Raw genomic sequence first — 17,607 nt, 5'->3', positions numbered from 1 at the left:
GCGCTTCCCCGCGGGGGGGGGTGGGGCTTCCGGCCCCGCCCCACCCCCCACTCCGCACCCGTTCGGGCCCGTCCGCCCGGATTGCCCGAAAGCTGAGTACGGATACTCAGGCGCCCGGGACCGGGCGCGGCGCACCCTGGACGTGTGCTCTGGTCAGACCCCCGCGACGAGCCCTCCCCGGAGGCCCGCCGGATGATGGAGCGGCTGCACCGGGCCGGCCGGGTGCTCGCCGCCCTCGCGATGGTGGCCGCCGTCCTCCTCCTGCTGTGACCGCCGCTCACCCGATCGCCGCGACCGCCGTTCACCCGAACGGCGGACACCGGCACCCCCTACCCTGAGGGGCATGACCGACCAGCGCATCCTCGTCCTCGCCTCCGCCTCCCCCGCCCGCCTCGGACTGCTCCGCCAGGCGGGCCTCGACCCGCGCGTGGTGGTCAGCGGCGTCGACGAGGACGCGATCAGCGCCGCCACCCCGGCCGAACTCGCCCTGGTGCTGGCCGAGGCCAAGGCGAAGGCGGTCGCCGCCGCACTGACCGGCGGCGAGCTGGTGATCGGCTGCGACTCCGTCCTGGAGCTGGACGGCCAGGCCCTCGGCAAGCCCGCCGACGCCACCGAGGCGCTCGCCCGCTGGCAGTCGATGCGCGGCCGGGCCGGGGTGCTGCGCACCGGCCACTGCGTGATCGACACCGCGACCGGCCGGCAGTCCTCGGCGACCGCGTCCACCACCGTCCGCTTCGGCACCCCGGACGACGCCGAGATCGCCGCCTACGTGGCCTCCGGCGAGCCCCTGCACGTCGCCGGGGCGTTCACCCTGGACGGGCGCTCGGCGCCGTTCATCGAGGGCATCGACGGCGACCCGGGCAACGTCATCGGCCTCTCGCTGCCGCTGCTGCGCGCCCTGCTCGCCGACCTGGACGTCCGGCTGGTCGACCTCTGGGCCTGACGGCCGGGCCCGCAGGACGGCGGCGGCCCGCCGCCCGTTCCACCGTCGTTTGAGCCGGCCGCGCGAGAGTGTGTCCGATGCCACCGGGGCACCGGACAACGCCCGGTCACCCGCTGTGGATCCGGCCGGTTCGACCGCACCGGCCGCGACCTGCGGCGTCGCCGGACGGGCGGTCGACGGGCCCCGGAAATTCATCACCGTCCGTGTGGGATAGTTCACAACCTGGGGCTACTCGCCGGTACCGCCCAGGAATCCATAAACTCGACCAGGTTCAAGAAGGGAGCCACAGTGCGCAAGGTGCTCATCGCCAACCGCGGGGAAATCGCCGTCCGCGTCGCCCGGGCCTGCTCGGACGCCGGTATCGCCAGCGTCGCCGTCTACGCCGAGCCGGACCGGGATGCGCTGCACGTCCGCGCGGCCGACGAGGCTTACGCGCTGGGTGGAGACACCCCCGGCACCAGTTACCTGGACATCGCCAAGGTCCTGAAGGCCGCAGCGGACTCCGGGGCCGACGCCGTCCACCCCGGCTACGGGTTCCTGTCGGAGAACGCCGACTTCGCCCAGGCCGTCCTCGACGCGGGCCTGACCTGGATCGGCCCGCCCCCGCAGGCCATCCGCGACCTCGGTGACAAGGTCACCGCCCGGCACGTGGCGCAGCGCGCCGGCGCGCCGCTGGTCGCCGGGACCCCGGACCCGGTCTCGGGTGCCGACGAGGTGGTCGTGTTCGCCCGGGAGCACGGCCTTCCGGTCGCCATCAAGGCGGCCTTCGGCGGCGGCGGCCGCGGCCTCAAGGTCGCCCGCACGCTGGAGGAGATCCCGGAGCTGTACGAGTCCGCGGTGCGCGAGGCCGTCGCCGCCTTCGGCCGCGGCGAGTGTTTCGTCGAGCGCTACCTGGACAACCCGCGGCACGTGGAGACCCAGTGCCTCGCGGACAAGCACGGCAACGTGGTGGTCGTCTCCACCCGTGACTGCTCGCTGCAGCGCCGGCACCAGAAGCTGGTCGAGGAGGCGCCCGCGCCGTTCCTGACCGCCGAGCAGAACGCCGAGCTGTACCGGGCGTCCAAGGCCATCCTGAAGGAGGCCGGCTACGAGGGCGCCGGAACCTGCGAGTTCCTGGTGGCGCTGGACGGCACGATCTCCTTCCTGGAGGTCAACACCCGGCTGCAGGTCGAGCACCCGGTCACCGAGGAGGTCACCGGACTCGACCTGGTCCGCGAGATGTTCCGGATCGCCGACGGCGAGGAACTGGGCTACGGCGACCCCGAGGTGCGCGGCCACTCGTTCGAGTTCCGCATCAACGGCGAGGACCCGGGCCGGGGCTTCCTGCCCGCGCCCGGCACCGTGACGCTGTTCGCGCCGCCGTCCGGCCCGGGCGTCCGGCTGGACTCCGGCGTGGAGACCGGCTCGGTCATCGGCCCGGCCTGGGACTCCCTGCTGGCCAAGCTGATCGTCTCCGGCCGGGACCGCAAGCAGGCCCTGGAGCGGGCCCGCCGCGCGCTGAACGAGTTCAAGGTGGAGGGCATGGCCACCGCCATCCCGTTCCACCAGGCGGTCGTCACCGACCCGGCATTCGCGCCCGAGGTGCACGGCGGCGAGGGCCCGTTCACGATCTACACCCGGTGGATCGAGACCGAGTTCGACAACACCATCCCGCCGTTCGCGGGCGCGGCCGGCGACGGCGAGGAGGCCGAGGGCCGCGAGACCGTCGTGGTCGAGGTCGGCGGCAAGCGGATCGAGGTCTCGCTGCCGTCCTCGCTGGGCGTCTCGGCGGCCCCGGCGGCCGGTGCGGCGGGTGCCGCGAAGGCCAAGCGCCGGGTGGGCGCCAAGAAGGCCGGTTCGGCCGTCAGCGGTGACACCCTGGCCTCGCCGATGCAGGGCACCATCGTCAAGGTCGCCGTCGAGGAGGGCCAGGTCGTCGCCGAGGGCGAGCTGATCGTGGTCCTGGAGGCGATGAAGATGGAGCAGCCGCTGAACGCGCACAAGGCGGGCACCGTCGTCGGCCTCAAGGCCGAGGTGGGCGCGAGCGTCAGCAGCGGCGCCGCGCTGTGCGAGATCAAGGACTGACGCGCTCCCTGGAGCACCGGCCGGCCCGTACCCCCCTCGGGGTGCGGGCCGGCCGCGTTCGCGCGGCGGTACGGACCCTCAGCGCCCGCGCGGGAGGCCCAGCTCGGCCAGCCTGGCCGGCAGGCCGCCCGGACCGCCCGGACCTCCGTGCGCGCCCGGCCGGCGCTGGCCGGGCAGCGGGGCGCCGCCGGGGGGCGGGGCGGGGCGGCGCGCCAGCGGGCCGGGCTGGGTCTGGTGGACGGGCCCGCTGCCGGTGCCGTGCACCGGGGCGTCCCCGGTGGGGGCGGCGCCGAGCGGCGCCAGGTCGATCTGCACCCCGCAGTCGGCGATCGCGTCGAGTTGCCGGGCGGTGCCGTCGTCGGCGGTCGCCTGCTCGTCCGTGACCAGCCGGGTGATGTTCTCGGTGGGCACGGTCTGGAACATGGAGTCCGCGCCGAGCTTGGTGTGGTCGGCGAGGACGATGACCTCGTTGGCCGACTGCACCAGCGCCCGGTCCACGCTCGCGGACAGCATGTTGGCGGTGGACAGGCCCCGCTCGGCGGTCAGCCCGCTGCCGGAGATGAAGGCCTTGGAGACCCTCAGCCCGTGCAGGGACTGCTCGGCACCGCTGCCGACCAGCGCGTAGTTGGAACCCCGCAGGGTGCCGCCGGTCATCACCACCTCCACCCGGTTGGCGTGCGCCAGCGCCTGGGCGACCAGCAGCGAGTTGGTGACCACGGTGAGGCCGGGCACCCTGGCCAGCCTGCGGGCCAGCTCCTGGGTGGTGGTGCCGGCGCCGACCACCACCGCGTCCCCCTCCTCCACCAGGCCGGCGGCGAGGTCGGCGATGGCGCTCTTCTCCGCCGCGGAGAGGTGGGTCTTCTGCGGGTAGCCGGGTTCGCGGCTGAAGCCGCCGGGGAGCACCGCGCCGCCGTGCCGGCGGTCGAGGAGCCCTTCTGCCTCCAGTGCCCGTACGTCGCGGCGCACGGTCACTTCGGAGGTCTGGACGACGCGGGCCAACTCCCGGAGCGAGACCGCTCCGTTGGCGCGCACCATTTCGAGGATCAACTGGCGACGTTCTGCTGCAAACACAGAACCGACGGTAACCTGCGTGACCGTCTGCTTTCAGGCGTTTGCAGCTAGTAGCTGGAATTGCTCACGCAAGAGCGGCGCGTGACCGTACAATACGCGCCGTCAGCAGCCCGGGACTGCGCCCGCCGTCCGGGTGACGATCACTCCTGCGCAAAAGGCGGCCGCCGATCGGCAGCCGCCCTCAACTGTGCGCCGGAGGTTCAGGATTCGCTCTCGACCCGCTTGCGGATGTGCAGCTGCCGGGCGGCCTCGGCGGTCGAGCCGGAGACCGACGGGTAGACGGTGAAGGCGCTGGCCACCTGTTCGACGGTCAGATTGGCGTCCACCGCGAGCGCGATCGGGTGGATGAGCTCGCTGGCCCGCGGGGCGACGACCACGCCGCCCACCACGATGCCGGTGCCCGGGCGGCAGAACAGCTTCACGAAGCCGTCCCGGATGCCCTGCATCTTCGCCCGCGGGTTGCCGCGCAGCGGCAGCTTGACCACGACCGCGTCCATCTTGCCGCACTCCACATCGGCCGCGGTGTAGCCGACGGTGGCGATCTCCGGGTCGGTGAAGACGTTGGAGGCGACGGTCTTCAGGTTCAACGGCTGCACCGCGTCGCCGAGCGCGTGGTACATCGCGATCCGGCCCTGCATGGCCGCCACCGAGGCGAGCATGAAGACGCCGGTGCAGTCGCCGGCCGCGTAGACGCCCGGGGCGCTGGTGCGGGAGACCCGGTCGACCTGGATCTGGCCCCAGTCGTTGAGCTTGACCCCGGCCTCCTCCAGGCCCATCTGCGCGGTGTTGGGGATCGAGCCGACCGCCATCAGGCAGTGCGTGCCCTCGATCACCTTGCCGTCGGCGAGGGCCACCTCGACCCGGTCGCCGATCCGCTTGACGCTCTCGGCGCGCGAGCGGCCCATCACGTTCATGCCGCGGCGGCGGAAGACGTCCTCCAGCACCTCGGCGGCGTCCGGGTCCTCGCCCGGCAGCACCCGGTCACGGCTGGAGACCAGGGTGACCTTGGAGCCGAGCGCCTGGTAGGCACCCGCGAACTCCGCGCCGGTCACACCGGAGCCGACCACGATCAGCTCGCGGGGCAGCTCCTCCAGGTCGTACACCTGGGTCCAGGTGAGGATCCGCTCGCCGTCCGGCTGGGCGTCCGGCAGCTCGCGGGGGTGGGCGCCGGTGGCGATCAGCACCGCGTCGGCGCGCAGCGACTGGACGGTGCCGTCCGGCGCGTCCACCAGCACCTCGCGGGAACCGTCCACCGCCTGCCCGCCGCCGCCGAGCCGGCCGCGGCCGCGCAGCACGGTGACCCCGGCCCGGGTGACCGACTGGGTGATGTCGTGGGACTGCGCGATCGCCAGCCGCTTCACACGGCGGTTGACCTTGCCCAGGTCCACGCCGATGACCTTGGCCGCGTCCGCGGCCTCGTCCTGCGCGACGGTGATGCCCAGCTCCTCGTACGAGCTGTCGAAGGTGGTCATCACCTCCGCGGTCGCGATCAGGGTCTTCGACGGCACGCAGTCGGTGAGCACCGCCGATCCGCCCAGACCGTCGCGGTCGACGACGGTCACCTCCGCGCCGAGCTGCGCGGCCACCAGCGCAGCCTCGTAGCCGCCGGGTCCGCCACCGATGATCACGATCCGAGTCACGTGCACCATTGTCCCGCACGCCGGGAACGCCGCCACGCCGGGGTCCGGGCTTCTGTGCGATCGCCCAGTCGCCGCGGACCGTCCATCCACCGGGCTAGTCTTCCCCCCATGCCCCTTTACGCCGCGTATGCCACCAACCTCGATGCACGGCAGATGACCCGCCGCGCCCCGCACTCACCACTGCGCGGCACCGGGTGGCTGGACGGCTGGCGGCTCACCTTCGGCGGTGAACAGCTCGGCTGGGAGGGCTCGTTGGCCACCGTCGTCGAGGACGGGAAGGACCAGGTCTTCGTCTCGCTGTACGACGTCGCGCCGATGGACGAGGAGGGCCTGGACCGCTGGGAGGGCGTCCAGCTCGGCATCTACCGCAAGATCAAACTGCGCGCGCAGACCCTGGACGGCGACACCCCGGTCTGGACGTACGTGCTCAACGACTACGAGGGCGGCCTGCCCGCGGCCCGCTACCTCGGCCTGGTCGCCGACGCCGCCGAGAGCGCCGGCGCCCCGCACGACTACGTGATGGACCTGCGCCGCCGCCCCTGCTAGCCCTGACCCGCTAGCCCTGACCTGCTAACCCTGGCCCGCTAGCCCTGACCCGCGGCCCAGCCGCGGGCCGTCTGCGCCAGCACCCCGGCCACCGCCACGCGGCGGGCCGGCTCGGTGCGCAGCCCGTTGCCCAGCTCGACGTGCAGCCACGGCACGCCGAGCCCGGCCGCGAACCGGCCCTCGACGTTGGTGGTGCCCCCGAGCTGCCCGCACTTCTCCCGCCAGGCCCGGCAGGCCGCGTACCCGGCCTTCCCCAGCCCGGTGGCGGTCAGCTCGGCGGCCGGGCCCGGCTGGCCGGCGCCGCTGGAGACCACCGCGTCCTGCCCGGGCAGGCTGCCCTCGTCGAAGCCGTGCACCTGGATGCCGGGCAGGCCGCGCCCGGTGAGCGCCTCGACCACCGCCGCGAAGACCGTGTCGGCGCGGTGCGCGACGTCCGAGGCGCCGTCCGCCCCGGCCCGGCGGTGCGCCCCGGCGAGCACCAGCACCCCGCCCGGCGCGGCCCGGAAGAGGTCCACCCCGAGCGCCTCGGTACGGGCGTCCGAGACCGGGTGGGGCACCTGCACGGACCAGCCCGTCCGGGCCGAGAGGTCCAGGTAGACCCGGCCCCAGCCGCGGCCCTCGGCGTCCGTGCCGTCGGCGATCTCCGCCACCCGGCGGCCGGTCGCCGCCTCGGTGAACTCGGTGAGCCGGTAGCCGACCCGCGCCAGCGAGCGCCCGGCCTGCTCGGCCTGCCCGTCCAGCGCGCCGAGCACGCCGTCGGCGATCGCCCGGCGCTGCCCGGCGTCCGGCGCGGTGTACGGGCCGCCTGCGGTGAACCCGGCGGTGTACCCGTCGACCAGGGCCGCCAGGTCCACCGGGGCGGGCCCGGTCGGTCCGCTCCGGCCCGCCGGGGCGCCCGCCGCAGCGCCCGCCGCCGGCCGCTCGGCGGAGCCGCGCACGGCCAGCGTCAGCACCGCCGCGAGCGCCGCCAGCACCAGCAGCACCGCCGCCGACAGCAGCAACGGGCGTCGCGAACCCCGAGTCTCCATGGCCGTCGAACCTACCGTGCCGCCCGCCGCGGACCACCGGGGGCCGCCCGGGGCCGCGCACCACGCCCGGTTCGCGGAAAGAGATCTCCAAGCGGCATCCGATCGACACCGAAACGTGACAACTTTTCGAAATCTCCTTCGTACGCTGTTCCGGCTTGACCAACTCTTGATCAGTGCTTGACCGACGAGAAGGCCGGCGGACCTCCCGGGGACAGGTGCGCCGAGCCCCGAGAAGAACGAGGCCCCGTGAGCACGGCACCCAACCCGCCGCGACAGCACCGCTATCGCCGCCGGGCCGACATGCCGCTGCTGGGAGGCATCCGCCCGCCCATCGCGCTGCTGCTGGTGCTACTGCTCGCCGTCGCCGCCATCACCGCGCTCGCCGTCGGCGGGCTGCGCGTCGACGACACCCCGCAGGCCGTCCGGGAGTCCCACCAGTACGCCGCCGAGGACACCGCGGCCTCGCTGCGCGCCGGGCTGCACGAGAGCGCCACCGACCTGCGCCGGGCCGCCGCCCGCTACGACGCCGCGCCCGCCGAGCCGGCCGCGGTGCTGTCCGCGCTCGGCCAGGCGTACCACAAGTGGCGCGGCACGGCGGTGGTCCGCCCCGACACCGGCAGGCTGCTCGCCGCCCGCGGCGAGACCGTGCCGCTGGCCGGCCTCGACCTCAGCCGGGTCACCGACACCACGCCCGCGCCCGTCCTGGTGCCCTCCGCCACCGGCACCCGGCTGCTCACCTTCGCCCTGGTCGCCACCAAGGCCGACGGCCGCGCCCTGCTGGTCGCCTCCGACAACCTGCGGCTGCCCGGCATCGCGACCCGCAAGGAACAGACCATCCAGGTCCTCGACGCCGCCGGCGCCGTCCTGGACAGCACCGGCGCCGAACTCGGCGCCGAGGCCGACCGCGCCGTGGTCACCGGCGCCCGGGAGCGCGCCGCCCGCGAGCGCCCGGCCCCCGGCGGGACGGCCGCCGGCAGCCTGGCCGGCAGCCCGGACGCCAAGGGCGTGCGCCGGGTCGCCGGCTACGCCGCCGTCGGCACCACGGGCGGGCACGACCCGGCCGCCCCGCTCGGCCTGACCGTGGTCTCCACCAGCACCGTCGACGGCAAGCCCGGCAGCCTGCGCCACCCCGCGCTCGGCCTGGCCGCCGCCGGCGCGCTGCTCGCCCTGGCCCTGCTGCTCGCGTGGTACCTGAGCCGCAGCCTCCAGCGGCCGCTGCTGCGGCTGTTCCTGGAGTCCCGCCGGCTCACCCGCGGCGAACGGCTCGACCTGCCGGTCCGCGGCCCGAAGCGGAGGGAGGCCGGCCGGATCGCCCGCGCCCTGGAGGAGCTGCGGCTGCAACTCCTCGACCCGGCCCGCCCGCCGGCCCCCGCCGCGCCGAAGCGCCGCCCCGGCACCGCACTGCCGCTGGCGCTGTGCGCCGTCCTGGTGCTCGGCTGGTCCGGCCCGCTGCTGTTCCTGGGCGGCAACGACCCGACCGTACGGGTCCCCACCCAGGTGGTGGCGGGCCAGCGCGACCGCACCGACACCGCCGCCGACCGGATCCGCCAGGCGCTCAACGAGGGCTACGCGGACCTGCGTTCGCTCGCCCCCGAACTCGCCGGCGCCTCCGTCGGCAAGGCCGACGCCCTGCTGCGCGCCACCCTCACCGAGCACGACCGCTACCGCGCGCTGTACGTCCTCGGCGCGAACGGCGAGGTCCTCGCGCACGCCGGCGACGCCCCGCACCGCACCGGCCCGCAGGCCCTCGGCGCGAGCGGCGTGCTGCTGCTCAACAGCTCCGGCCGGGAGCCCCGGATCGCCGCCCGCGCGGCCCTCACCGCCGCCCCCGCCGACGCGGAGTCGGAGGGCGCCGCCGAGCCGCCCGGGCCCGTGCTGATCGGCGAGTTCAAGACGGACTTCCTCAGCGGGCTGCTGGTCCGCCCCGGCCTCGGCCGGGTCTGGCTGGTCGACGACCGGCAACGGGTGCTCGCCGCCAACGAGGGCTACAGCTCCTTCGGCGAGCTGCCCGAGGGCCGCGCCAGGGCCCTGCTGGCCCAGGCGAAGAAGTCGGCCGCCGCCGAGGTGCTGCGCGGCGGCGGCGACCCGGCGCTGTTCGCCGCCGCCCCGCTCGGCGGCAACGGCAGCGTGGCCAAGCTGGGCTGGTCGGTGGTCACCGCCCACCCGGTGGCCTGGCTGCACCTGGACGAGAACCGGGCCGACCGGCGGGCCGTGCTGGCCGGCATGCTCGGCCTGGCCGCGGCCGCGCTCTGCCTCGGCTGGCTGTTCATCGCGGTCGGCCTGCCGCTGCGCCGGCTCGCGGCGAGCGCCGAGGCGCTGGCCGCCGGGGACCGCCGGACGGTGCTCTACCCCGTCCACCACGACGAGGTCGGCGCCGTCGCCCGGAGCCTGGAGCTGATCCGCCAGGAGCTGGTCCGTCAGGAACCGGCCCGCCCCCGCCGCACCGCCGCCCCCGAGTCCGTCCCCGTGCCCGCGCACGCCCGCTGAGCCCCGCCCGAAGGACCTCCCGTGCTCTTCCTCTACGTCGTGCTGCTGGTGTGCTGCGCCGTGCTGCTGGTGGCCGGCATCGTCGAGCAGCGCCGGCACTTCGCCGCGCTGGAACAGATCCCGACCCGGGTGCTGGTCAACGGCATCCGCGGCAAGAGCTCGATCACCCGGCTCTGCGCGGGCGCGCTGCGCGGCGGCGGGCTGGTGACGGTCGCCAAGACCACCGGCACGGCGGCCCGGTTCATCCATCCGGACGCCACCGAGGAGCCGGTCTACCGCAAGTTCGGCATCGCCAATGTGGTCGAGCAGATCGGCATCGTCCGCCGCGCCGCCACCTACCGGCCGGACGCCCTGGTGATCGAGTGCATGGCCGTCATGCCGGCGCTCCAGGAGGTCAACCAGACCAAGCTGATCCGCTCCACCATCGGCGTGCTGTGCAACGTCCGCGAGGACCACCTCGCCGAGATGGGCCCGACCCTGGACGACGTCGCCCGCTCGCTGTCCCGCTCGATGCCGGTCGGCGGGGTGTGCGTCACCGCCGAGCAGGAGCGCGCGCACATCCTGCGCACGGAGGCGGCCCGGCGCGACTGCGAACTGATCGTGGTGGACCCGGAGTCGGTCACCGACGAGGAGCTGCGCGGGTTCAGCTGGTTCACCTTCAAGGAGAACGTGGCGATCGCCCTGGCCGTCGCCGAACTCCTCGGCGTGGAGCGGCGGACCGCGCTGCAGGGCATGTGGGCGGCCCCGCCGGACCCGGGCGTGCTGTCCGTCGAGCGCTACCGCACCGAGGACGGCAAGCGGCTGCGCTTCGCCAACGTCTTCGCCGCCAACGACCCCGAGTCCACGCTGATGAACGTCCGCCAGCTGGAGGGCCTGGGCGCGATCCACCGCCCGCTCAACGTGGTGATCAACTGCCGCCCGGACCGGGTGGAGCGCAACGGCCAGATGGGCCAGATCGTGCCCGAGCTCGACCCGGACACCGTGTTCCTGATCGGCCACCCCACCAGGAGCGCCCGGGACGGCATCCCCGCCGGGTGGTCCGGCCGGGTGGTCGACCTCGGCGGCGACAAGCGCGACCCGGCCCGGCTCACCGCCGACCTGCTGGCCGAACTCGGGCCGGACTCCTCGCTGGTGGCCGTCGGCAACATCCACGGCCAGGGCGAACTGTTCCTGGAGGAGCTGGCCCGGCTCGCCCCCGACGAGGCCCCGGACGCGCCCGACGCCCCCGAACTCCCGTACCACGAGCCCGAACCGCTCTACCCCGAGCCGGTGTACGACTCCGCGTACCAGCCCGTCCACCACCCCGAACCGCTCCCCGACTCCTGGTTCGAGCCCCACCACCACACCCCCCACCACGGAGACCAGCAGTGATCCCCACCGAGCTCACCCCCGAGATCGCCGCCATCGGCATCGCGCTCGGCCTGGTCTTCTCGCTCGTCTGCTACCTGACCACCAACCTCTCCCCCGGTGGCATGATCACCCCCGGCTGGCTGGCCCTCACCCTGGTCGAGGACCTCCAGCGGGTGGCCATCGTGATCGGCGTGACGGTGCTGACCTACCTCGCCACCCGGGTGGTCCAGAAGCTGGTGATCCTGTACGGCAAGCGGCTGTTCGCCGCCGTGGTGCTGATCGGCGTGCTGCTGCAGGCCACCGTGATGCTGGTCCTCCAGCGCGAACTGCCCACCCTGTACGCCAACCAGACGCTCGGATTCATCGTCCCCGGCCTGATCGCCTACCAGCTGGTCCGCCAGCCCCGGGCGGCCACCCTGATGGCCACCAGCACGGTGACGCTCGCCAACTACGTGGTGCTCACCGCCGGCGTCCTGCTCGGCGCCCTGCCCGGCACCTGATCCCCCCGTTCAGGAACCCCCGCCAGGAATCCCCGCAGGAACCCCCAGGAAGACCCCCCGATGCCCGTCACCCGCAAGTCCCTGCTCAGCGGCGGCCTCGCCGTGGCCCTGCTGGCCGCCAGCGGCTACCTCACCGTCCAGCTGCGCGACCGCGACCACGACCGGCCGTCGGACCCGGGCGGCGGCGCGCCGCTGATCACCAGCGCCGCCGTGCCGAGCCCCGCCCAGGGCACCGCCGCCGAGTACCGCTACGAGCGGCTGGGCGGACCGGACCGCACGGTGGTCCGGGACGCCCGCGGCGGCGTGGTCGCCACCCTGACCGACAGCGCCCGCACCGCCGTCCTGGCCGGCCCGAGCCGCACCTTCGCCGAGCCGGGCACCACCACGGCCACCGTGGTGACCGACACCTGGGTCCGGCTGATGCCGCAGCCGTGGCGGCCGGGCGCCGAGCAGGAGGGCTGGTTCCGCACCTGGTTCCAGCAGTCGCTCGGCTCCACCGCGGACGACGTGCTGGCGGTGGCCACCCAGTACCTGGCCGGCGCGGCGCCGGAGAAGGACGCCAAGGGCGTGCGGTTCAAGGGCGACGCCTCCTTCGGCCCGCTCAACCCGAACGGTTCGGTGGGCAACGACCTGCGGCTGGAGCAGACCGACTTCCTCGACTACCTCGGCGTTCCGTACACGTTCGCCGACAAGGTGGCCAAGCAGCCGGACAAGACGCGGTACGGCGCCTTCGACTGCTCCGGGTACGTCCGGATGGTCTACGGCTACCGCTCCGGTTACCCGCTGCTCTCCAAGGACGTGGCCGGCCCCGGCCTGCCGCGCAGCGCCAACGGCCTGGCCCGGGTCGGCCCGGGCGTCCCGGTGCTGCCGCTGACCACCGCGCCGGGCTCGGACACCACCCTGCGGCCGGCCTCGATCGACCCGCTCCAGCCCGGCGACCTGGTGTTCTTCGAGATCGACGCCCGCACCGGCGCCCGGCTCGACCACACCGGCATCTATCTGGGCCTGGACACCGACGGCCACCCCCGGTACGTCTCCAGTCGGGAGGAGGCGGACGGCCCGACCTTCGGCGACAAAGGCGGCACCGCGCGGCTGGACGACAACGGCCTGTACGCGAAGGGGCTGCGCAGCGCGAAGCGGCTCTGAACCCGGGCCCGGCCCGCACCGCCTGCGGTTCGACCCCGCACCGACCTCGCACCGACCCCGCACCGACTTGTACGTACCGACGAGCGACGTCACCCGAAAGGCGCCACCGAGCTGTGCTTTCGGGTCAACCGGGTAACGATCCGGCATGCCGCGCCGGATTTTCTACGCGCGTAGTCGAATCCCGTCTATCCTCGGAGCCGTGAACGCATCTCCTCAGTCGGTCGTCTCCGCCGACCCCTACGCCGCCGCCCAGGCCGCCGCCGAGCGCCTGCGCGAGCTGACCGGTGCCGAGCGGCACGACGTCGCCCTGGTGATGGGCTCCGGCTGGGTGCCGGCCGCCGACGCCCTGGGCGAGACCGTGGCCGAGTTCCCGGTCACCGAGCTCCCGGGCTTCCCCGCCCCCGCCGTCGCCGGCCACGCCGGCACGATCCGCTCGGTGAAGATCGGCGACAAGCGCGCCCTGATCTTCCTCGGCCGCAACCACTACTACGAGGGCCACGGCGTGGCCACCGTCGTCCACGGCGTGCGCACCGCCGCCGCGGCCGGCTGCGGCATCATCGTGCTGACCAACGGCTGCGGCGGTCTGCGCGAGGGCTGGGTCCCCGGCCAGCCGGTCCTGATCAGCGACCACATCAACCTGACCGCGGACTCCCCGATCGTCGGCGCCAACTTCGTCGACCTCACCGACCTGTACTCCAAGCGCCTGCGCGCGCTCTGCCACGAGGTGGACCCGAGCCTGGACGAGGCCGTCTACGTCCAGTTCCGCGGCCCGCACTACGAGACCCCGGCCGAGGTCAACATGGCCCGAGTGATCGGCGGCGAGCTGGTCGGCATGTCCACCACCCTGGAGGCCATCGCCGCCCGCGAGGCCGGCTCCGAGGTGCTCGGCATCTCGCTGGTCACCAACCTGGCCGCCGGCATCACCGGCGAGCCGCTCAACCACGCCGAGGTGCTGGAGGCCGGCAAGGCCTCCGCCGAGCGCATGGGCGAGCTGCTCGCGAAGGTCCTTGAGCGGATCTGACGCCCGGCTGGCGCACAATCATGAGCGACGGGGCCCTCGGCCGTGATCCCCTGATCACGCCCCGCGGGCCCCGTCCGCATGTGCCCACCCCTTCTTTGCGGAACCCTCCGGCCGACCAACCGACGCACTTCCCGATGGAGCAGGCAGCCATGACGCAGGCAACCACCACCGACCTCCTCGCCCGGGCCCGAACCTGGCTGGCCGAGGACCCCGACCCGCAGACCCGCGAGGAGCTGACCGCCCTGCTCGCCCGGGCCGAGGACCCGGCGGCCGAGACGGACGGCAAGCTCGCCTGGTCGGACCTCGCCGAGCGCTTCGCCGACCGGCTCCAGTTCGGCACCGCCGGCCTGCGCGGCGAACTGGGCGCGGGCCCGATGCGGATGAACCGCGCCGTGGTGATCCGGGCCGCCGCCGGCCTGGTCGCCTACGTCAAGCAGCAGAACCTGGGCGACCTGGTCGTGATCGGCTACGACGCCCGCCACAAGTCCTACGACTTCGCCCGGGACACCGCCGCCGTGGTGGTCGGCGCCGGCCTGCGCGCCGCGCTGCTGCCGCGCCCGCTGCCGACCCCGGTGCTCGCCTTCGCCGTCCGCCACCTGGGCGCGGCCGCCGGCGTCACCGTGACCGCCAGCCACAACCCGCCGCAGGACAACGGCTACAAGGTCTACCTGGGCGACGGCTCGCAGATCGTCCCGCCAGCCGACGCCGGGATCGCCGCCGAGATCGACGCGATCAGTTCGCTCCACGACGTCCCGCGCGCCGAGGACGGCTGGGAGGTGCTCGGCGAGGACGTCATCGAGGCCTACCTGGCCCGGGCCGTCTCGATCGTCGACGAGCACAGCCCGCGCAACCTCGACGTCGTCTACACCCCGATGCACGGCGTCGGCCGCGACACCCTGGTCGCCGCCTTCCGCCGGGCCGGCTTCCCGGCGCCCACCGTCGTCGCCGAGCAGGCCGAGCCCGACCCGGACTTCCCGACCGTGGCCTTCCCCAACCCGGAGGAGCCGGGGGCGATGGACCTCGCCTTCCGCACCGCCGCCTCGGTCGGCCCCGACATCGTGATCGCCAACGACCCGGACGCCGACCGCTGCGCGGTGGCCGTCCCGGTCCTCGCCAACGCGGCCGGCAGCGGCAACGGCACCTCCGGCTGGCGGATGCTGCGCGGCGACGAGGTCGGCGCGCTGCTCGGCGCGGCCCTGGTCGCCAAGAAGGCCGAGGGCGTCTTCGCCACCACCATCGTCTCCGCCACCCTGCTGGGCCGGATCGCCGAGGCCGCCGGCCTGGGCTACGCCGAGACGCTGACCGGCTTCAAGTGGCTCTCCCGCGCCGAGGGCCTGCGCTACGGCTACGAGGAGGCGCTCGGCTACTGCGTCGACCCGCAGGGCGTCCGGGACAAGGACGGCATCACCGCCGCCCTGCTGGTCGCCGAACTGGCCGCCACCCTCAAGACGTCCGGCCGCACCCTGACCGACCTGCTGGACGACCTGGCGCTGGAGCACGGCCTGCACGCCACCGACCAGCTGTCCGTCCGCGTGCAGGACCTCTCGCTGATCGCCGACGCCATGCGCCGGCTGCGCGAGCAGCCGCCGACCGTCCTGGCCGGCCTCCGGGTCACCCGTGCGGACGACCTGTCGGCGGGCTCCGCCGAGCTGCCGCCCACCGACGGCCTGCGCTACTACCTGGCCGGCGAGGCCGTCCGCTCGGCCCGCATCGTGGTCCGCCCGTCCGGCACCGAGCCCAAGCTCAAGTGCTACCTGGAGGTCGTCCTCCCGGTCGCCACCGCCGCCGACCTCACCGCCACCCGCGAGCGGGCCGCCGAGCTGCTCGAAGCGGTCAAGCGCGACCTGGCCGAGGCCGCGGGCATCGCCGCCTGACGCCCGCCCGTACGACAAGGGGCCCGCCGGTCGCGTACCGGCGGGCCCCTCGCGTGCTTCGGCTCAGACCGCGATCACCGTGATCAGCGCGGCCAGGCCGGCCAGCGTCGGCGCGATCACCCACCAGCACCACGCCACCTCGACCGGGCCGGCCGCGTCGGGGCGGCGGGCGTTGCGCTCGGCCATCTCCTGGAGCACGTTGGTCACCTGGTCGGACCAGGCGCGGGTCGGATCGGGCGAGCCCTGCACCACCGGGTTGGTCTGGCGGCCGAACACCATCCCCATCCGGGAGGCGTGCTCGGCGCCGCCGCGCTGCTGGGCCCGGGTCGCCCGCTTGCGCTGCCGCAGCGACACCGGCACCGCCCACACCTGGTACTTCTTGCCCCCGGCCAGCAGCTCGACCGAGTACCCCGCGCGCAGCGCGTCCACCGAGGCCCACGGCGCGGTGATCGTCCGCCACGGGTTGCGCACCAGCAGCCGGCTGCTGTCCGCCAGCACCGCCGGGCGCAGCGTGTAGGCGATCACCGGGAAGGCGAACAGCGGTACCGCCGCGAGCGAGACGTACGGCGTCTTCCCCGTCCCGTTCAGCACCGCGTCGCCGATCAGCCAGGCGGCGACGGCCAGCAGCAGCACTCCGGAGATCACACCGGGGACAGAGCGGTACACGCGGTCCGCGTACGCGGGATCCCCGTCGGGGGCGGCGGAACCCTTGCGGGGCTTGCCGTGGGAATCGGTCATGCCGTCGATTCTGCCCCATGCCCCCCACCGAGAGGTCTCGGTCCGGCATCGAATGCCGCCCCCGGACCACCCGGTCGCCGGTCGCCGCGCCTCCCGCGCGTACACGCCCCCTGCCGCCCCTCCGCCTCCCCCGAGGTCTCGGTCCGGCCACGAAAGGCAGGCCCCCTAGCGGTCGACTACGCGCGTAGATATGCTGCTCTGGTGACTATGTCCACTGTTGCAGCCAATGCCCTCGGCGTTGCGGGCAGCGGCCTTCAGGACGTTGCGGCGTCCGAGGCCTCGCTCCGCCGCTTCCTGCACGGCCTGCCCGGCGTCGACCAGGTCGGCCTTGAGGCGCGTGCCGCCACCCTCGGTACCCGCTCGATCAAGACCACGGCGAAGGCGTACGCCATCGACCTGTCGATCTCGATGATCGACCTGACCACGCTGGAAGGCGCGGACACGGTCGGCAAGGTGCGCGCCCTGTGCGCCAAGGGCAGGACCCCCGACCCGACCGACCCGACCACCCCCCGCGTCGCCGCCATCTGCGTCTACCCGGACATGGTCGCCACCGCGAAGGACGCCCTGCGGGGCACCGACATCCAGGTCGCCTCGGTGGCCACCGCCTTCCCGGCCGGCCGCGCCGCCCTCCCGGTGAAGCTCGCCGACACCGCCGACGCGGTCGCCGCGGGCGCCGACGAGATCGACATGGTGATCGACCGGGGAGCCTTCCTCTCCGGCCGCTACTACGACGTCTTCAACGAGATCGTCGCCGTCAAGGAGGCGTGCAAGCGCCCGGACGGCACCAGCGCCCACCTCAAGGTGATCTTCGAGACCGGCGAGCTGCAGACGTACGACAACGTGCGCCGCGTCTCCTGGCTGGCGATGCTGGCCGGCGCCGACTTCATCAAGACCTCCACCGGCAAGGTCGCCGTCAACGCGACCCCGCCGGTCACCCTGCTGATGCTGGAGGCGGTCCGCGACTTCAAGGCGCAGACCGGCGTCCAGGTCGGTGTGAAGCCCGCCGGTGGGATCAAGACCACCAAGGACGCCATGAAGTACCTGGTGATGGTCAACGAGACCCTCGGCGACGACTGGCTGAGCCCGCACTGGTTCCGCTTCGGCGCCTCCAGCCTGCTCAACGACCTGCTGATGCAGCGCCAGAAGCTCACCACCGGACGCTACTCCGGCCCCGACTACGTGACGGTGGACTGATCACC

The 17,607-nt window shown here is 74.1% G+C and carries 15 protein-coding genes; 11 read left to right on the top strand and 4 right to left on the bottom strand.

Annotated elements, in window-relative coordinates:
- The first annotated feature begins 144 nt into the window (after nt 1-144).
- The 3 genes from mmpB to ACFVHI_RS05600 all read left to right on the top strand — a co-directional run bounded on the left by mmpB (nt 145) and on the right by ACFVHI_RS05600 (nt 3,007).
- Nucleotides 145-270 (top strand): morphogenic membrane protein MmpB, encoded by a 126-nt coding sequence (mmpB, locus tag ACFVHI_RS05610; protein ID WP_279634918.1) that lies wholly within the window; start codon nt 145-147, stop codon nt 268-270.
- Nucleotides 271-343: 73 nt separating this feature from the next.
- Nucleotides 344-943 (top strand): nucleoside triphosphate pyrophosphatase, encoded by a 600-nt coding sequence (locus ACFVHI_RS05605; protein WP_350877314.1) that lies wholly within the window; start codon nt 344-346, stop codon nt 941-943.
- Nucleotides 944-1,231: 288 nt separating this feature from the next.
- A complete protein-coding gene (locus ACFVHI_RS05600; RefSeq protein WP_363369182.1) occupies nt 1,232-3,007 on the top strand; it encodes a biotin carboxylase N-terminal domain-containing protein in 1,776 nt (591 codons plus the stop codon).
- Between the two features lie 78 nt (nt 3,008-3,085).
- On the opposite strand, the gene ACFVHI_RS05595 is transcribed toward ACFVHI_RS05600, so the two are convergent.
- Nucleotides 3,086-4,042, bottom strand: coding sequence for a DeoR/GlpR family DNA-binding transcription regulator (locus ACFVHI_RS05595; RefSeq protein WP_380336068.1), 957 nt, complete (start codon nt 4,040-4,042; stop codon nt 3,086-3,088).
- A 236-nt stretch (nt 4,043-4,278) separates the two neighbouring features.
- Nucleotides 4,279-5,727: an NAD(P)H-quinone dehydrogenase gene (locus ACFVHI_RS05590; protein WP_063349077.1), complete on the bottom strand. Its 1,449-nt coding sequence runs from the start codon at nt 5,725-5,727 to the stop codon at nt 4,279-4,281.
- 99 nt (nt 5,728-5,826) lie between these two features.
- Here ACFVHI_RS05590 and ACFVHI_RS05585 point away from each other — a divergent pair, with 99 nt between their 5' ends.
- Complete coding sequence (locus ACFVHI_RS05585) at nt 5,827-6,264, top strand: gamma-glutamylcyclotransferase (protein ID WP_063349076.1); 438 nt, start codon at nt 5,827-5,829, stop codon at nt 6,262-6,264.
- 38 nt (nt 6,265-6,302) lie between these two features.
- On the opposite strand, the gene ACFVHI_RS05580 is transcribed toward ACFVHI_RS05585, so the two are convergent.
- Entirely contained in the window at nt 6,303-7,292 is a 990-nt protein-coding gene (locus ACFVHI_RS05580) for a hypothetical protein (RefSeq protein WP_380336051.1), read from the bottom strand.
- Between the two features lie 246 nt (nt 7,293-7,538).
- Here ACFVHI_RS05580 and ACFVHI_RS05575 point away from each other — a divergent pair, with 246 nt between their 5' ends.
- From ACFVHI_RS05575 to ACFVHI_RS05550, 6 genes are all read left to right on the top strand, one after another.
- Nucleotides 7,539-9,779, top strand: a complete 2,241-nt coding sequence (locus ACFVHI_RS05575) for a HAMP domain-containing protein (protein WP_380336048.1) — start codon at nt 7,539-7,541, stop codon at nt 9,777-9,779.
- Between the two features lie 21 nt (nt 9,780-9,800).
- On the top strand, nt 9,801-11,150 hold the full coding sequence (gene pgsB, locus ACFVHI_RS05570; protein WP_380336045.1) for a poly-gamma-glutamate synthase PgsB: 1,350 nt from the start codon (nt 9,801-9,803) through the stop codon (nt 11,148-11,150).
- Complete coding sequence (locus ACFVHI_RS05565) at nt 11,147-11,629, top strand: poly-gamma-glutamate biosynthesis protein PgsC/CapC (protein WP_063349074.1); 483 nt, start codon at nt 11,147-11,149, stop codon at nt 11,627-11,629. Before pgsB ends, ACFVHI_RS05565 begins: the two co-directional genes overlap by 4 nt.
- Nucleotides 11,630-11,689: 60 nt before the next feature.
- Entirely contained in the window at nt 11,690-12,775 is a 1,086-nt protein-coding gene (locus tag ACFVHI_RS05560) for an NlpC/P60 family protein (protein ID WP_380336042.1), read from the top strand.
- Nucleotides 12,776-12,974: 199 nt separating this feature from the next.
- On the top strand, nt 12,975-13,796 hold the full coding sequence (locus ACFVHI_RS05555; RefSeq protein WP_063349072.1) for a purine-nucleoside phosphorylase: 822 nt from the start codon (nt 12,975-12,977) through the stop codon (nt 13,794-13,796).
- 149 nt (nt 13,797-13,945) lie between these two features.
- A complete protein-coding gene (locus tag ACFVHI_RS05550; RefSeq protein WP_380336039.1) occupies nt 13,946-15,670 on the top strand; it encodes a phospho-sugar mutase in 1,725 nt (574 codons plus the stop codon).
- A 63-nt stretch (nt 15,671-15,733) separates the two neighbouring features.
- Here ACFVHI_RS05550 and ACFVHI_RS05545 read toward each other — a convergent pair whose 3' ends face one another.
- Nucleotides 15,734-16,408, bottom strand: coding sequence for a PH domain-containing protein (locus tag ACFVHI_RS05545; RefSeq protein ID WP_063349070.1), 675 nt, complete (start codon nt 16,406-16,408; stop codon nt 15,734-15,736).
- Nucleotides 16,409-16,615: 207 nt separating this feature from the next.
- On the opposite strand from ACFVHI_RS05545, the gene deoC reads away from it, so the two are divergent.
- Nucleotides 16,616-17,602 carry a deoxyribose-phosphate aldolase gene (gene deoC / locus ACFVHI_RS05540; protein ID WP_079135833.1) on the top strand — a complete coding sequence of 329 codons (987 nt, stop codon included), beginning with the start codon at nt 16,616-16,618 and terminating at the stop codon, nt 17,600-17,602.
- Nucleotides 17,603-17,607 lie beyond the last annotated feature (5 nt).

Source organism: Kitasatospora sp. NPDC127121 (assembly GCF_042677305.1).
Lineage (GTDB): Bacteria > Actinomycetota > Actinomycetes > Streptomycetales > Streptomycetaceae > Kitasatospora.
The sequence above is the reverse complement of the archived record's forward strand: the minus strand, read 5'-3'. Positions and strand labels throughout refer to the sequence as shown.

Bases quoted from the DNA above. Each gene is read 5' to 3' on its own strand.
- ACFVHI_RS05550 (WP_380336039.1), top strand. From the start codon at position 13,946: ATGACGCAGGCAACCACCACCGACCTCCTCGCCCGGGCCCGAACCTGG.
- ACFVHI_RS05580 (WP_380336051.1), bottom strand. From the start codon at position 7,292: ATGGAGACTCGGGGTTCGCGACGCCCGTTGCTGCTGTCGGCGGCGGTG.
- ACFVHI_RS05545 (WP_063349070.1), bottom strand. From the start codon at position 16,408: ATGACCGATTCCCACGGCAAGCCCCGCAAGGGTTCCGCCGCCCCCGAC.
- ACFVHI_RS05585 (WP_063349076.1), top strand. From the start codon at position 5,827: ATGCCCCTTTACGCCGCGTATGCCACCAACCTCGATGCACGGCAGATG.
- ACFVHI_RS05590 (WP_063349077.1), bottom strand. From the start codon at position 5,727: ATGGTGCACGTGACTCGGATCGTGATCATCGGTGGCGGACCCGGCGGC.
- deoC (WP_079135833.1), top strand. From the start codon at position 16,616: ATGTCCACTGTTGCAGCCAATGCCCTCGGCGTTGCGGGCAGCGGCCTT.
- ACFVHI_RS05595 (WP_380336068.1), bottom strand. From the start codon at position 4,042: ATGGTGCGCGCCAACGGAGCGGTCTCGCTCCGGGAGTTGGCCCGCGTC.
- ACFVHI_RS05560 (WP_380336042.1), top strand. From the start codon at position 11,690: ATGCCCGTCACCCGCAAGTCCCTGCTCAGCGGCGGCCTCGCCGTGGCC.
- ACFVHI_RS05605 (WP_350877314.1), top strand. From the start codon at position 344: ATGACCGACCAGCGCATCCTCGTCCTCGCCTCCGCCTCCCCCGCCCGC.